This is a genomic window from Streptomyces sp. NPDC104309 (genome assembly GCF_055584025.1).
The window spans coordinates 191,620-206,467 of sequence record NZ_JBVJMV010000013.1 but is presented as its reverse complement, the minus strand read 5'-3'; the positions used below and the strand labels follow the sequence as shown (position 1 = coordinate 206,467).

Genomic DNA, 14,848 nt, shown 5'->3' with positions numbered 1-14,848 from the left:
AACGGCGCGGGCTCCCGCCCGCCGGCTCAGCTCTGGGTCAGCGCCCAGATGCCCACGGCGAAACAGATCAGCGCCAGCAGCAGGACCGGGACGGCCACCTTCGTGGGCGGTCCCGGACGCCTTTGCGGCGCCCGCGCCGGAACAGCGGCCGAGAGATGCGGGGAAACCCCTGGTCCGGGGGCCGGAATCTGCGGCTGCCCGGCGGTGTAGGCCCGGGTGAGGGCCGGTTCGTGCCGCACCGCGTCCGTGGGGACCTGCGAGGGATCCGGCGCCGGCGCGTGGAAGGGGGCGGCCGTATGCGCGGGGAGGGGAGTGGCAGGTGTGGACGGCGGCGTCGGCCGGGGTAGCGGTGTGGGCTGCTGCGGAGGCGGCGGGAGGTGGAAGCTGCCCGTCTCCGACATCGGCACCGGCGGCTGGGCGTAGGGCTGCTCCACGGGCTGCTGGGCTGCCTGGTCCGTCTGCGCCGACCGTGAGTCCTGCACGGCCGTACGGGGGGCCGTGAGCGGCCCGGCGGGGCCGAAGCCTTCGGGCAGCGGGCCGATTTGGTCGAAGACCTCCACCGGCTCGTCGTCGACGCCGGACTCGGGCAGCATGTCGACCGCGGCCGTCAGCGCCTTGCGCGCGCCTGTCGCCGTACGGAACCGGGCCTGGGGATCCGGCTGCAACAGCCCCGCGAGGACCTGCCACAGCGGTTCGGGAATCCCCTCCGGGGCGCCGGGAGTTCCGTACGAGGCGAAGTGCTCGACGAGGGCCTGCGCGTCCGGCTTCCTCCCCTGCAGCAGATAGAGCGCGACGAGACCGACCGCGAACAGGTCCGCGGGGAAATCCGGTTCCGCGCCCATCATCTGCTCGGGCGCGAAATAACCCGGCGTCCCCACCACGTAGTTGGTCTCGGTGAGACGCGGCTCCCCCTTGCGCATGGAGATACCGAAGTCGGACAGGCGCAGATGCGGCCGCCCGGTGCCGGTGGCCTCCATCAGGATGTTCGCGGGTTTGATGTCCCGGTGCACGACACCCTCCGCGTGCACCGTCGACAGACCGGACAGCAACTGGTCGAGCAGCGTGCAGACGAAACGGGGCGGCAGCGGCCCGTAATCGCCGATGACATGGGCCAGTGAGCCTCCGCTCACCAGATCCATGGTGAACAGGACCTTGTCGTCGTCCGCGGCCCAGCTGGCCGGGGCGAGCACATGCGGATGCTCGATCCGCAGCGCCTGTTCGCGGACGAAGCGCAGCAGCGTGTGTGCGTCGCTCTGCTGGAGGACCTTGGCCGCCACATAACGGCGGCGCCGGTGGTCCCAGGCGCGCCAGACGGCGCCGACTCCACCACGTCCGATCGGATCGATCAGTTCGTACCGACCGGCGAAGACCTCACCCATTGCGCTGCGCCCGCTCCAGTTCCTGTTTCGGCTCGTGCCCGGCTCTCGGAGGTAGTGCCCTGGGGCCTCTCGTTCGGATCATGCCGGGCTCGCAAGCTCCGGCACCGCGCCTCGCCGCGTCGGTCGCCACGACTTCGACATGACTTCCTCCTCCGCCTCGCGATCCACGGCACCGGGTTCCGCTCGCTGATCCGGCCTGATCCGAACGAGAGGCCCTACTGCTGTGACCGGAAAGGTGCACCGGCTCGCAGCGCCCGGCACGGCGCCTCGCCGCGTTGTCGCATCGCCCGAGTGCGTCCGGCACGAGGGCGATCCTCCGCCTTGCGACGCACCGCACCGGACGCCGCGAGCTTCCCGGCAAACCTTTCCGGCCACAGCACTAGCTCTGGTGTCCTTCGTAGTGCGCCACCGCGTCCGCGGTGCGCCCCGCGCCGTACACCTTGAGGAACTCTGCCAGTTCCGGGTGGGTCGGGGCGAGGGCGTCGGCGGCATCGATGATGTCGCCGGCGGCCGCGACCGACCGCAGCAGCGACTGGATCTCACGGACCACGCGCCGGACGGTGGGGCCGCCGCCGGTGTTGGAGGTCTGGTTGGTGCCGGTGAGGACGGAGCCGCCCTGGGACTTCTTGATCTCTTCCATGCGGTCGGTGGCCTCCCCCGCGCTGACGCTGCCGTCGGCGACCTGACCGGCCAGTTCCTGGAGCGCCTGGACGCGCTGGACGACCGCGGGGTTGCCGATCTTCGCCCGCTGGCCGCTCATCAGCTGGGAGAGCATGGGGGCGGACAGCCCGAGGACCGCGGCGAGCCGAGCCTGGTTCAGGCCGAGATCATCGATCAGCCGGCGGAAGAGCGCCCCGAGAGGTTCTCCGTACCAACTGCGCTGAAGCTCCCTGGCTCTTGCCGTTGCCTCTTGCTGAGCTGCATCCATGGCGTCTCCCCTTCGCTGCGGCTTCGCTGCTGCGAACCTCGACGAGCATCTTACGGAGAGTGGTCGCCCACCGGGAGCCCCATATTTTGCAGGATTCCGGGGGGTACCCGGTACTCTGGTCTGCGGCGGTTGCCAAGACGTCGAAGCGTCCGGTGCTGTCCCCTTTTCGGGGCCTTAGCTCAGTTGGTAGAGCGCTGCCTTTGCAAGGCAGATGTCAGGAGTTCGAATCTCCTAGGCTCCACAGAAGAAGAGAAGAAGAAGCGGGCGCCGGAAGACCGTGAGGTCCTCCGGCGCCCGCTTCCTTGTACGGGCCGGCTCAGCGCCCTTCGTCGAGATCGGTGCCGTCCACACCCTCCGGACCGTCCGTCCCCCCGGCCCCCCTGTCGGTCTGCCCGGAGGTGGGACCGCTGCCGTCCACCGAGGACAGGGGCGCGCGGTCGGACACCTCCGTGGGCGCGGGCGGCTCGACCAGCCAGTCCGGGTTGGCCTGCTTGTCCCACCACCGCCACGCGGCGTAGGCACCGCCCGCCACGATGCCGACCACGACGAGGCCCTTGAACAGCCGACCGGCCTTCGCCCGCCGCTCGTGCTTTCTGGCCAGCTGCCTGATCTCCTTCGCGGTGACCTGCCCGCGCAGTGCGGCCAGCGCGGCGGCGCTGCGCGCCGAGGCCTCCTCGGCCATGGGCTGGGCGACGGACATGGCGTGGCCGACGCGCGGGACGGTGTAGTCGGCGGCGGTACGGGCGGCCCGGCGGGTGCGGAGCGCGGCACGCTGGGCCGCCTCGTCGACCTTGGGGGGCACATGAGCACGGGCCAGTTCGAGACGTGGCGCGAGATGCGCGTCGTACTGGACGCGGGCCTGTCGGGCTGCCTTCGACATTTTCGGCGCGAGTCGCGTGCGGGCCTCGCACGCGAGATGCGCGGCCTGGTCCTTGGCTGTGTCGGCGTAGGGCGCCACCACTTCCGCGGCGTGCTGCACGCTGTCCTTGGCCGAGTCGGTTGCGGCGCGCACGCTGTCGATGCGGGTCACGGGATCCTCCTCCTTGGTGGCGGGTAGACACTCCGCCTTTCCACCCATTTCGAGATCATGCCTGCCGGAGACCCGTACGGCATGCGGGACGGGCATCCGGGTCATTCGGCCCATGAGTGATGCCTTGGGGCAATGCGGTGCAAGGGGAGCTTGCCGACGACAATGCCACGGTTCGGCTCAGCCCGCGCCGGGGCGTCACGCACTTGGCCGCATTTGTTCCTGCGGCAAGCGGACGGAAGGGTTTGGGGCAAGCCGCAGGCGAGCGGGGCGGAGCCGGCCTCCGCGCACGGTGCGCGGAATCCGGCAAGAAGGTGAGCGAGGCGCGTTCGGGGTGGCGGCCGGGCGCCGGAGCGGATGGGCCGTGCGAGGATCGGTGGACGGCATCGAAGACTTAACGTCACCGAGGACTTACGGAAGGCAGATCGTGGCTGAGCAGCTTTACGCCACCTTGAAGACCAACCAGGGCGACATCGAGATCCGGCTTCTGCCGAACCACGCGCCCAAGACGGTCAAGAACTTCGTGGAGCTCGCCAAGGGCGAGCGCGAGTGGACGCATCCCGAGACCGGCCAGAAGTCCACGGAACCGCTGTACGACGGCACCGTCTTCCACCGTGTCATCAGCGGCTTCATGATCCAGGGCGGCGACCCGCTGGGCAACGGCACCGGCGGCCCGGGGTACGAGTTCGGTGACGAGTTCCACCCCGACCTCAGTTTCAACAAGCCGTACCTGCTGGCCATGGCCAACGCCGGCCCGGGCACCAACGGCTCGCAGTTCTTCGTGACCGTTTCCCCGACCGCCTGGCTGACCGGCAAGCACACCATCTTCGGTGAGGTCGTCGACCCCGCCAGCCAGAAGGTCGTGGACGCCATCGCCGCCACCCAGACCAACGCCCGCACCGACCGTCCGCTGCAGGACGTCGTGATCGAGTCGGTCGTCATCGAGAACCGGTGATCACCAGTGGTCGGCGCATGATCACGCTCTGATTGTCCTTTCGGGGAACCAACAGCCCTGCTCGTCCGTACTGGTTACATAGCGGACGAGCAGGGCTGCGTTGTGCGTACTGCCGCCACGACGAGGACCGAAGGGGCCGGGAAGTGAGGGGACCGATGGACCAGCAGCCACCGGCAGACCGGGACCGGACCGCCGCCACGGACGGCTCGCTGAGCTGCTACCGCCATCCCGGCCGTGGGACGCACATCCGGTGCACCCGCTGCGACCGGCCGATCTGCCCCGAGTGCATGGTCAACGCCTCGGTCGGCTTCCAGTGCCCGGACTGCGTCCGCCAGGGATCCGGTACGGGACACGGCCCGGCCGCGAACGCGCCGCGCACCGTCGCGGGCGGCAGCATCACCGCCGATCCCCGGCTCATCACCAAGATCCTGCTCGGTATCAACGTCGCCGTGTACATCGCCGTGCTGGCGAAGGGCGACGCGCTGGTCAACGAGCTGGTGCTGCTCGGCCGTGCCACGACGCACTTCGGCGGCCCGCTGGAGGGCATCGCCGAGGGCCAGTGGTACCGGCTGGTGACGTCGATGTTCCTGCACCAGGAGATGTGGCACATCGTGTTCAACATGCTGGGGCTGTGGTGGCTCGGCGGCCCCCTGGAGGCGGCGCTCGGCCGTGCCCGCTACCTCGCGCTCTACATGCTCTCCGGCCTGGCGGGTGGCGCGCTCACCTACTGGCTCTCCGCACCCGTACAGGGTTCGCTCGGTGCCTCCGGGGCGATCTTCGGTCTGCTGGGTGCCACCGCCGTGCTCATGCGCCGACTCAACTACGACATGCGCCCGGTCTTCGTGCTTCTCGCGGTCAACCTGGTCATCACCTTCAACCCCTGGGGCGGGATCGCCTGGCAGGCGCATGTGGGCGGTCTGATCGCGGGCACGCTGATCGCGATCGGCATGGTGCATGCACCCCGAGAACGGCGCGCACTGGTGCAGTACGGCACCTGCGCCCTGGTCCTGGCGGCCGTGGTCGTCATCGTCCTCGCCAGAACGGCGGCGCTGACCTGAGCGAACGGGGCCGGGGCGCCACGCGTACCGACGCGGCGGCTGCGGACGCCGAAACGCTCACGGCTGCGGGCGCCGATGTGGACGCGGTGCGGACGCCGGTATCGACGTGGCCGCGGACGCCGATACGGACGTGACCGAGGGCGTCGATGTCCGGTTGTTCCCTCGGTCAGTTGTCCACAGCACCAGTTGTCCACAGCGCGTGCCGGATCTTGTGCATTCCGTGGGAACAACTGTGCCCCTTGTCACTGAGCTGGGTTTTTCCAGCAGGGACAAGGGGCGTGCCATCCCTGGATGAGGGAGGCTGCAGTCACATCGGCGTCAACAACCAGGGAGTTATCCACAGATCGTCTGACCTTTTCCCCCGCCTGTGGATAACGCTGTGGGTAACTCGGGGCAAGGCTTGCCGGACCGGGCCTCGCCGTGAGATCACCTGCTCCGCAGCGCTACTTCCACTGCGTGGAGACACCGAAGCCACCGGCGATGAAGCCGAAGCCGACGACGATGTTCCAGTTCCCCAGCGACTTGATCGGCAGATCGCCGTCGGTCACATAGAAGATGACGATCCAGGCCAGACCGATCAGGAAGAGCGCCAGCATCACCGGCGCCACCCAGCTGCGGCTGGTCAGCTTTATGTTGGTTGCCTGCTTCGCCGGAGGGGGCGTGAAGTCGGCCTTCTTGCGGATACGTGACTTCGGCACGAGGAACTCTCCTGTCGATGCGCTGCGTGACCGCGCAGGGAACTGTGGCTGGCGCCGGGGCAAGGACCCGAGGGGGAATGCTGCCTCCCCCGGGCGTCCGTTAGCGTAGTGCTTCCGTGGCGCCGTAAGGAGATAAGGGTACGTTGAGCAATTCTGCCGACTCCCCCCAAGGACCGGTCCGGCGCACCTTCCGGCACCCGGCCCGGGTGCTCACGGCTGCTGTCTTCGCCCTCGCCGGACTGATCTTCGTCACCAGCGCCAACACGGCCAAGGGCACCAATATCCGCACCGACTCCTCGCTGCTGAAGCTCTCCGACCTCATCCAGCAGCGCAGCGGCAAGAACGCGGAGCTCGACGAGACCACCGCATCCGTCCGCGAGGACATCGACTCCCTCGTCCGGCGCGACGACGGCAATACCAAGGCCGAGGACGCGCGGCTCAAGGCGCTGGAGCGCGCCGCGGGTACGGCAAAGCTCTCCGGGCGGTCCGTGGCCGTCACCCTCGACGACGCCCCGCCCAACGCCACCGCCAACCCCGGCTACCCCGACCCGCAGCCCAATGACCTGGTCATCCACCAGCAGGACCTCCAGGCAGTCGTCAACGCCCTCTGGCAGGGCGGCGCCCAGGGCATCCAGGTCATGGACCAGCGGCTGATCTCCACCAGCGCGGTCCGCTGCGTGGGCAACACCCTGATCCTCCAGGGCCGGGTCTACTCCCCGCCGTACAAGATCACCGCGGTCGGCGACCCGGGCAGGCTCAAGCAGGCGCTCAACGACTCCCAGGCGATCAGCAACTACCTGCTCTATGTGAAGGCGTACGGGCTCGGCTGGAAAGTCGACGAGCACGAGGCGGTGACTCTTCCCGGCTACTCGGGCACAGTGGATCTCCACCATGCGGAGCCGGTGCGGTAGCGAGCAGCAGTGGGGAGGCCGACACGGTGTCGGTGCGACTGGTCGTGAGGACGTTCAGTGAACTCTGCATCACCGTCGGTGCCTTGATCGTGCTCTTTGTGGTGTACGTGCTGTTCTGGACCGGGGTGAAGGCCGCCGACGCGACCGAGGGGCAGATCGACACTCTGCGCAACCAGTGGTCCCAGGGGCCGGTGACCGCGCCCGCACCGGACAAGTCTCCGAAGCCGACGGCGCCGCCGACCCCGGCGGCGTACCGGGACGGCAAGCCGTTCGCGATGCTCTACATACCGCGCTTCGGCAAGGGCTGGGAGTGGCCCGTTCTGGAGAACACCGAGGTCCGGACTCTGCAGAAGGGGCTCGGCCACTACAGCGGAACCGCCCGTCTCGGCGCGCGGGGAAATTTCGCGGTGGCCGGACACCGCCGCACGTACGGGGACCCGTTCAAGGACTTCCCGAAGCTGCGGCCGGGCGATCCGGTGGTGCTGACGGACGGGACGACGTGGTTCACGTACCGCATCGACAAGAAGCCCTACCGGACGGTGCCGAGCGACATCGGGGTCATCGACCCCGTACCCCGCACATCCGGCTTCGACGGGCCCGGCCGCTATCTGACGCTGACCACCTGCGACCCCGAATGGGGCAGCAGCCACCGGCTGATCGCCTGGGCGCACCTCGACGCGACCCAGCCTGTGACCGACGGCAAGCCGGCAGCTTTCCACAGCTGACCCACGCTTCTGCCCCGGCCCTCTAGTCTGGTTCCCGTACCGAATGGAGGGGACAGCATGTACGGCTGGATCTGGCGGCATCTGCCGGGCAACGCATGGGTGCGCGCGCTCATCTCGCTCGTGCTGGTGCTGGCCGTCGTCTACGCGCTTTTCCAGTACGTCTTCCCGTGGGCGGAGCCGCTGCTTCCGTTCGGCGATGTGACGGTCGACGGCTCGACCGGGACGGGGGCCGGCCAGTGAGTGCCCGCATCCTTGTCGTGGACAACTACGACAGTTTTGTTTTCAACCTCGTTCAGTACCTCTACCAGCTCGGCGCCGAGTGCGAAGTGCTGCGCAACGACGAGGTGACCACGGCACACGCCCAGGACGGCTTCGACGGTGTCCTGCTGTCGCCCGGTCCAGGGACCCCGGAGCAGGCGGGTGTCTGCGTCGAGATGGTCCGTCACTGCGCGGCCACGGGCGTCCCGGTCTTCGGGGTCTGCCTCGGAATGCAGTCGATGGCGGTGGCGTACGGCGGTGTGGTGGACCGGGCCCCCGAGTTGCTGCACGGCAAGACCTCACTGGTGACCCACGAGGGCACCGGCGTCTTCACCGGCCTGCCGTCCCCCTTCACCGCGACCCGCTACCACTCGCTCGCCGCCGAACCCGACACGGTTCCGCCGGAGCTGGAGGTGACGGCGCGCACCGCCGACGGCATCATCATGGGGCTGCGCCACCGTGAACTGGCGGTGGAGGGCGTGCAGTTCCATCCGGAGTCGGTGCTGACCGAGCACGGCCATCTGATGCTGGCCAACTGGCTGGCGCGGTGCGGCGACACAGAGGCCGTAGCGAGATCGGCGGGGCTCGCGCCGGTGGTGGGCAAGGCCGCCGCGTGACCGCACTCCGCCCCGAGCATGACGCCGGACAGAACGGCCCGTACGAGCAAGGAGCGTACGAGGCCGCGGGCGCGTTCGAGGCGGCGGTCGACGGACTGGCGGATCCGCTGAACGATCCGCTGCCGGGGCAGCATGCCTCGCCGTGGTTCCGGTCGGGCGGCATCCCGCCGGAGGCGGCGGGAGCAGGGCAGGAGAGGGGACGCGGGCGAGGGCAGCACCGCGCCCCGGATCAGCAGCCACGGGCGCAGACGCAAGCACAGGGACCGGCACCGGCTCCTCAGGGGGCGCGGAGCCCCGAGGAGACCCCGCGGGAGTGGTACGACCCCGAGGGGTTCGAACGGGACTGGTACGGGCAGCAGACGCCCGCGCCGACGCCTTCCCCGGCGCCCGAGGCGGAGCCCGTCTCTCCTTCCCTCGCGCCGCCCCCCATGTATGACGCGACGGTCGGTCTGCGGACGGCGGACCCCCGGAGCCCGGCCGGTCGGCCGGTGGCGCCCCGGCGGTCGACCCCCGGACCGGATTCCCGGTTCGGACCCGAGCCCGAGCCGGAGCGGGAACCGGGGGCGGCGAGCGACGCGGAGAGCTTCGCGGAACCGGGCGCCGGGGCCGAGGGGACCGATCCGGAACCGCGTACCGGAGGCCGTGCCGAGCGCCGACGTGCCGCGAAGGGGCGCGGCCGCCGACGTGTCGAACCGCGCCTGGGGACCACGGGGCCGACCACCGCGCCGGGCGGGAAGCCGATGTCGCGCGTCGAGGCACGGCGGGCGGCGCGCGCGGCCAAGGACAGCCCGGCCGTGGTCGCCAGCCGGGTCACCGGGGAGCTGTTCATCACCTTCGGTGTACTGATGCTGCTGTTCGTCACGTACCAGCTGTGGTGGACGAATGTGCGTGCCGACCAGTACGCCGGCAAGGAGACGCACAAGATCCAGGACGACTGGGCGAAGGGCGACCGCAATCCCGGTGTCTTCGAAGCGGGACAGGGATTCGCCATCATCCACATCCCCAAACTGGACGTGGTCGCTCCGATCGCCGAGGGCATCAGTAAGGAGAAGGTCCTCGACCGGGGCATGGTCGGCCACTACAGCGAGGGCACGCTGCGCACCGCGATGCCGTCGGCCAAGCAGGGCAACTTCGCGCTGGCGGGCCACCGCAACACGCACGGCGAGCCGTTCCGCTACATCAACCGGCTGCGCCCCGGTGACCTGATCGTGGTCGAGACGCAGGATGCGTACTACACGTACAAGGCGATGAAAACTCTTCCGCAGACATCTCCGTCCAATGTCTCGGTGATCGGCCCGGTACCGCCCGGTTCGGGGTTCACCGGGCCGGGCCGGTACATCACGCTGACGACCTGTACGCCGGAATTCACGAGTACGTACCGTTTGATCGTCTGGGGCAAGATGGTCGACGAACGACCGCGCAGCAAGGGGAAGCCCGACGCGCTCGTCGGCTGAAACATCATCACGACAGGGACGGGTGCGGTGACAGCGAGGACCGAGCACGAAGAGCCAGTCGGTGAAGCCGAGCCCCCGTCACGGCGCAGGGACCGCCATCCCGTCGCGACGGCGGTCAGCTTCTTCGGTGAACTGCTGATCACCGCGGGCCTGGTGCTCGGTCTCTTCGTCGTCTACTCCCTCTGGTGGACGAATGTGCTCGCCGACCGAGAGGCCACCAAGCAGGGGCACACCGTCCGCGACCGCTGGGCCGGTGGACCGGGCGCGCTGGACACCAAGGACGGCATCGGCTTCCTGCACGTCCCGTCGATGGAGAACGGCGAGGTGCTGGTCAAGAAGGGCACCGACACGGAGAACCTCAACGACGGCATCGCGGGCTACTACACGGACCCGGTGAAGTCGGCTCTCCCCTGGGACGAGAAGGGCAACTTCACCCTGGCGGCACACCGCGACGGGCACGGTGCCAAGTTCCACAACATCGACAAGGTGAAGACGGGGGACGCGGTCGTCTTCGAGACCCGGGACACCTGGTACATCTACAAGGTCTTCCAGGAGCTTCCCGAGACGTCGAAGTACAACGTCGACGTGTTGCAGGCGGTGCCGAAGGGTTCGGGAGCGAAGAAGCCCGGCCGCTACATCACGTTGACGACCTGTACACCGGTCTACACGTCGAAGTACCGCTACATCGTGTGGGGCGAGCTGGTGCGTACCGAAAAGGTGGACAAGCACCGTACGAAGCCGGCGGAGCTGCGTTAGCCGATACGACGAGTCGAGCCCGAAGTCGCAACCATTCCAGGCGACTTCGGGCTCTGTGTTGTCGTGGCCTGCCGGCCCGGCGGCTTGGACCGACCGGCACGTGGGGGGCGGCGTCGCGGGGCCGGGCACGCGCATCTGCGGCGTTGTCGTCCGTCGGTCGACGACTCCCCCATGGCCCGAAGGGCGTGGGAGGGGCTCCCTTCGTGTTGCCTCCCTCCTCCGCCTGGCAGCTGCACGCACCCGGCCCCGCTCCTTCTCCCACGCCCCGTGTGCCGGTCGGTCTTACTCGTCACGTGAGCGGCAAAGGGCCCCGGTCACCGTTGAGGTGCCGGGGCCCGATGGTGGTCGGTGCGGTTCGGGGTCAGTGCCGTCGGCCGGACGGACCGCCGAAGATGTTGCCGTCTCCACCACCTGGCATGGTCTGGACGGTGACGGCGCTGTTCTTGTCGACCTGCTCGTTCGCGTTGGGCTGGAAAGCGAAGACCTTCGCGTTGTCGTCGTTCGGGCCCGTCACCTGGCCGAGTTGCAGACCCGCCTCAGCAAGCAGGTTCTTCGCCTCCGCGAGGGTGCGGCCCTGCAGGTCGGGAACGGTGGCCTTCTCCGGCTGCTGCGGGCCCTTCGAGACCGTCAACACGATCTGGGCGGTCAGCGGCTGCATCGAGTCCGCAGGCGGGTTCTGGCTGATCACCTGGCCCGCGGGCTTATCCGAATCGACGTCGGTCCTGGAGACGTTCTTGAAGCCCACGCCGTTGAGCTGAGCCACCGCGGCGTCGTAGTCCCGTTCGACCACGGGCGGCACCTTCTGGGTGGCCTCCTTGGCTACCGTGATCGTGACCTCGGAGTTCTTCTCGGCCTTCGAGCCGCCGTCGGGGTCCTGCTTGACGACCGTACCCGCGGTCTTGTCGGACGACTCGACCGTGGTGACGTTCACAGTGAAGCCCTTGTCCTCAAGCTCCTTGCGGGCGGTGTCCTCCGTCTTCTCCACGACGCTCGGGACCTCGACCTTGGGGGCGCCGGTGGAGACGACGACCTCGACGGTGTCCTTCTGATCCATCTTGCCGTCGGGGGTCGGTGTCTGGCTGCAGATCTTGCCCTTGGGCTGATCCTCGCAGGGTTCGCGCGAGCCGACCTTGAGGACGACGTCGGAGGTGTCCGCGAGCTTCTGTGCTTCCTTCAGGGTCGAGCCGACCACGTTCGGAACATCGACCTTGCCGCTGCCGCCCTTGTTGTCACTGAACACCGCCCGGCCGATCAGGATCGCGCCGATCAGCACCAGGACGCCCGCGACGATCAGCAGGATCGTCGAGGTGTTGCTCTTCCTCTGGCGGCGCCGGTCCGGGCGGTCGTCGTAGCCGTAGCCGCCGTCGTCCGGGTTGACCGGGGGCAGCATGGACGTGGGCGCGCCGTTCTGGTCCGCGGCACGCAGCGCGGTGGTGGGCTGGTCGCTGCCGTATCCCTCGTAGCCGCCGTAACCGGGGGCGCCCATCGCCGCGGTGGCGGCGACCGGCCGGCCGTCAAGGTAGGCCTCGATGTCGGCGCGCATCTCGTCGGCCGACTGGTAGCGGTAGTCGGGGTCCTTGGTGAGGGCCTTCAACACGATCGCGTCCATCTCGGGCGTGATCTCGGGGTCGAAGTTGCTCGGCGGCTGCGGCTCCTCCCGTACGTGCTGGTAGGCCACCGCGACCGGTGAATCGCCGACGAACGGCGGCCGGACCGCCAGCAGCTCGTAGAGCAGGCAGCCGGTGGAATACAGGTCGGAGCGCGCGTCGACCTGCTCGCCCTTCGCCTGCTCCGGAGAGAGGTACTGGGCGGTGCCGATGACGGCCGCGGTCTGGGTCATCGTCATACCGGAGTCGCCCATGGCGCGGGCGATGCCGAAGTCCATGACCTTGACCTGGCCGGTGCGCGTCAGCATGACGTTCGCCGGCTTGATGTCACGGTGGACGATGCCCGCGCGGTGCGAGTACTCCAGCGCCTGGAGGATGCCGACGGTCATCTCCAGGGTGCGCTCGGGCAGCAGCTTGCGGCCGGAGTGCAGGAGTTCTCTGAGCGTCGACCCGTCGACGTACTCCATCACGATGTACGGGATGGAGACCCCGTCGACGTAGTCCTCGCCGGTGTCGTAGACCGCGACGATCGCCGGGTGGTTGAGCGAGGCGGCGGACTGGGCTTCACGGCGGAACCGGGCCTGGAAGGACGGATCGCGGGCCAGATCGGCCCGCAGTGTCTTCACAGCTACGGTGCGGCCGAGCCGGGTGTCGTGCGCGAGGTAGACCTCGGCCATGCCACCACGACCGAGCACGGAGCCCAGCTCGTACCGGCCGCCGAGGCGACGCGGCTCTTCCATAGCGGTAGACCTCTCCCTGAACCGTCCACGTACGGGTGCCTGGAATACGGTACCCGTCGAGGCAAATCAAACCCGGCGCTGTCCGGAGCCGATACGCGACCGGTACAAACGGTCCTGCTCGGCGAGCGATGGCGGGTGCGGGTCGTGTGACATCCGGACGGGCCGTGCAGCGGCGCCGACGTGTCAGTGCAGAGATGATGCGGCTTTCGGTGTGGTCTCGTTGTATGTGCGAAATTTGTTCAATTGGTTGGTATTTTCCCGGTTCGCACCGTTTTGGTAAGCTGTCTCCATTGCATACCGGATACCCATGACATTGAACTTCTGCTTGCATTCCACATCTGCTGTCGCGGTGGATGTCTCGGCAGCGGTCGGCGGCCCCGCGGCGGTGAATTCGTTCGCCGGATGCATGGGTATCTTGAAGTTGAAACCCTTTTCCTTCATGCACCCGGACCAGGAAGCACAAACCCTTTTGGAGCGTTGGTCGCCCATGGACCGTATGAAGCTTTCCTGGGGAAGGATCTGCGCGGCCATTCCATCGCCGATGTTCGGGGCGCCTTCCGTCGGCTTTCGTTCCGCCGCGCTCACACAGCCGCGGTCGGAGTTTCCGAGACTGGTTGCCTTCGGACGCTTCTGCCGGCTTGAGCCCGGTGAGCACCTTGAATGCCTTGTCCAAGAGCCTCCCGTTCTCGGACGGCGGCTTCTTCTGAGCGCTCGGACCACGTTCTGGCGGGAACCGGTACCCGTACGTGGCGGCGATTTTTGCGTCAGCGCTTCCGCAGCACAGCTCGTTTCCGAGTGGTCCGGCTGCGGGGATGGGCCTTTCGGGAACATGGCCGAATCCCTGCTCCGGCATGCATTTCTGCTTCAGCTCTTCGGTTGCCAGGAAAAATGCGCCGGGACCGGGCACCGTCGATCACGTAGGCGTCGAGAGACAGTTTCAGGTCGCGTGCCACAGAGTTTTTGGGGATGTCCCGTACCGGTGCGGGATCCGTCTCTTCGACGACCGATGAGGCATTCCTCGTGGGGTGGGCCGGGCTCTCCGCGTCGCCGCTGCTGCCGCAGGCCGCCGCACCGACCATGAGAACGAGGGTTGTGGCGATCCCGCCGGGTGACGGCCGGACGCACGGCGGACCATCCTGCTGGAGCTGAGCGTGGTATTTCCGATTCGTGTCCCGGTCGTTGGGTGGGAACGACGAGTTGCCGCCGAGGCCGGGCAACTCGCCGACGGGCATTACGAAACGTACTGGGCGGACGCGTTGTTGCTCTTCAGCGTGCTGTTGAGCGGGCCGGCGTAGGAGCTGCTGAACACCTTGCCGAACGTCTGGTAGGCACCCCGATAGTTCGAGGTGCAGTAAATTTTGGCGCTACTGGGGTTGTTCCAGTTCACGACGTGCGCCGCGTTGTTCTTTATGGTCTGGGTGTAGCCACTGCGGTTGCCCCGGCATGTGAAGTAGTCGTCACAGAAGCCGGGGTCGTTCCAGGCCCACCCCTGCCATGCGCTGCTCTTGTTCGAGTTGAAGTAGAGCTCATAGCCGCCCTTCTCTGCTCCGGACATGTAGGTGTCGGCGCCGGCCGGGGTGGCCGTCGTAATGGTGACGGCCACGGTCGCGGGAACGCCGGCTATCAGCAGGGAAAATGCCTTCTTCATAGGGGTACCCCTGCCCGAACTGGCCAGTTCATGGAAAAGGGCCGACCGTTTGGTGAACGGGCGGCCCTTCGCTGTGTCCTCTCAACC

15 protein-coding genes and 1 tRNA gene are annotated in these 14,848 nt (G+C 68.1%); 9 read left to right on the top strand and 7 right to left on the bottom strand.

Annotated features, from left to right (window positions below; genetic code table 11):
* Positions 1-26: 26 nt before the first annotated feature.
* Entirely contained in the window at positions 27-1,379 is a 1,353-nt protein-coding gene (locus tag ACZ68L_RS21030) for a serine/threonine protein kinase (protein WP_469579058.1), read from the bottom strand.
* Positions 1,380-1,758: 379 nt separating this feature from the next.
* Positions 1,759-2,307 carry a helix-turn-helix domain-containing protein gene (locus ACZ68L_RS21025; protein WP_469579054.1) on the bottom strand — a complete coding sequence of 183 codons (549 nt, stop codon included), beginning with the start codon at positions 2,305-2,307 and terminating at the stop codon, positions 1,759-1,761.
* Between the two features lie 168 nt (positions 2,308-2,475).
* Between ACZ68L_RS21025 and ACZ68L_RS21020 the strand changes: the two genes are divergently transcribed.
* A tRNA-Ala gene (locus tag ACZ68L_RS21020) sits at positions 2,476-2,548 on the top strand.
* A 75-nt stretch (positions 2,549-2,623) separates the two neighbouring features.
* Here the strand turns inward: ACZ68L_RS21020 and ACZ68L_RS21015 are convergent.
* The gene (locus ACZ68L_RS21015) at positions 2,624-3,337 is read right to left on the bottom strand and encodes a DUF5324 family protein (RefSeq protein WP_469579050.1); all 714 of its coding nucleotides are present in this window, start codon (positions 3,335-3,337) and stop codon (positions 2,624-2,626) included.
* A gap of 424 nt (positions 3,338-3,761) precedes the next feature.
* Between ACZ68L_RS21015 and ACZ68L_RS21010 the strand changes: the two genes are divergently transcribed.
* Both ACZ68L_RS21010 and ACZ68L_RS21005 read left to right on the top strand, forming a co-directional pair.
* Positions 3,762-4,289, top strand: coding sequence for a peptidylprolyl isomerase (locus tag ACZ68L_RS21010; protein WP_469579048.1), 528 nt, complete (start codon positions 3,762-3,764; stop codon positions 4,287-4,289).
* A gap of 155 nt (positions 4,290-4,444) precedes the next feature.
* The gene (locus ACZ68L_RS21005; RefSeq protein ID WP_469579047.1) at positions 4,445-5,347 is read left to right on the top strand and encodes a rhomboid family intramembrane serine protease; all 903 of its coding nucleotides are present in this window, start codon (positions 4,445-4,447) and stop codon (positions 5,345-5,347) included.
* A gap of 443 nt (positions 5,348-5,790) precedes the next feature.
* Here ACZ68L_RS21005 and crgA read toward each other — a convergent pair whose 3' ends face one another.
* Positions 5,791-6,045, bottom strand: coding sequence for a cell division protein CrgA (gene crgA, locus ACZ68L_RS21000; RefSeq protein ID WP_469579045.1), 255 nt, complete (start codon positions 6,043-6,045; stop codon positions 5,791-5,793).
* A gap of 143 nt (positions 6,046-6,188) precedes the next feature.
* On the opposite strand from crgA, the gene ACZ68L_RS20995 reads away from it, so the two are divergent.
* The 6 genes from ACZ68L_RS20995 to ACZ68L_RS20970 are packed head-to-tail and all read left to right on the top strand — an operon-like array spanning position 6,189 to position 10,766.
* Positions 6,189-6,956 carry a DUF881 domain-containing protein gene (locus tag ACZ68L_RS20995; RefSeq protein WP_469579043.1) on the top strand — a complete coding sequence of 256 codons (768 nt, stop codon included), beginning with the start codon at positions 6,189-6,191 and terminating at the stop codon, positions 6,954-6,956.
* Between the two features lie 26 nt (positions 6,957-6,982).
* Positions 6,983-7,681, top strand: coding sequence for a class E sortase (locus ACZ68L_RS20990; RefSeq protein ID WP_469579041.1), 699 nt, complete (start codon positions 6,983-6,985; stop codon positions 7,679-7,681).
* Between the two features lie 57 nt (positions 7,682-7,738).
* The gene (locus tag ACZ68L_RS20985) at positions 7,739-7,921 is read left to right on the top strand and encodes a hypothetical protein (protein WP_351072028.1); all 183 of its coding nucleotides are present in this window, start codon (positions 7,739-7,741) and stop codon (positions 7,919-7,921) included.
* Positions 7,918-8,556: an aminodeoxychorismate/anthranilate synthase component II gene (locus ACZ68L_RS20980; protein WP_376274372.1), complete on the top strand. Its 639-nt coding sequence runs from the start codon at positions 7,918-7,920 to the stop codon at positions 8,554-8,556. The genes ACZ68L_RS20985 and ACZ68L_RS20980 overlap by 4 nt, the downstream gene beginning before the upstream one ends.
* A complete protein-coding gene (locus ACZ68L_RS20975) occupies positions 8,553-10,010 on the top strand; it encodes a class E sortase (protein ID WP_469579038.1) in 1,458 nt (485 codons plus the stop codon). Before ACZ68L_RS20980 ends, ACZ68L_RS20975 begins: the two co-directional genes overlap by 4 nt.
* A 27-nt stretch (positions 10,011-10,037) precedes the next feature.
* Complete coding sequence (locus tag ACZ68L_RS20970; RefSeq protein WP_469579036.1) at positions 10,038-10,766, top strand: class E sortase; 729 nt, start codon at positions 10,038-10,040, stop codon at positions 10,764-10,766.
* Positions 10,767-11,127: 361 nt separating this feature from the next.
* On the opposite strand, the gene pknB is transcribed toward ACZ68L_RS20970, so the two are convergent.
* The 3 genes from pknB to ACZ68L_RS20955 form a co-directional block, all read right to left on the bottom strand.
* Positions 11,128-13,113 carry a Stk1 family PASTA domain-containing Ser/Thr kinase gene (gene pknB, locus ACZ68L_RS20965; RefSeq protein WP_469579034.1) on the bottom strand — a complete coding sequence of 662 codons (1,986 nt, stop codon included), beginning with the start codon at positions 13,111-13,113 and terminating at the stop codon, positions 11,128-11,130.
* 183 nt (positions 13,114-13,296) lie between these two features.
* Positions 13,297-13,698 (bottom strand): hypothetical protein, encoded by a 402-nt coding sequence (locus ACZ68L_RS20960; RefSeq protein ID WP_469579032.1) that lies wholly within the window; start codon positions 13,696-13,698, stop codon positions 13,297-13,299.
* Between the two features lie 646 nt (positions 13,699-14,344).
* Complete coding sequence (locus ACZ68L_RS20955; protein ID WP_469579030.1) at positions 14,345-14,761, bottom strand: hypothetical protein; 417 nt, start codon at positions 14,759-14,761, stop codon at positions 14,345-14,347.
* Positions 14,762-14,848 lie beyond the last annotated feature (87 nt).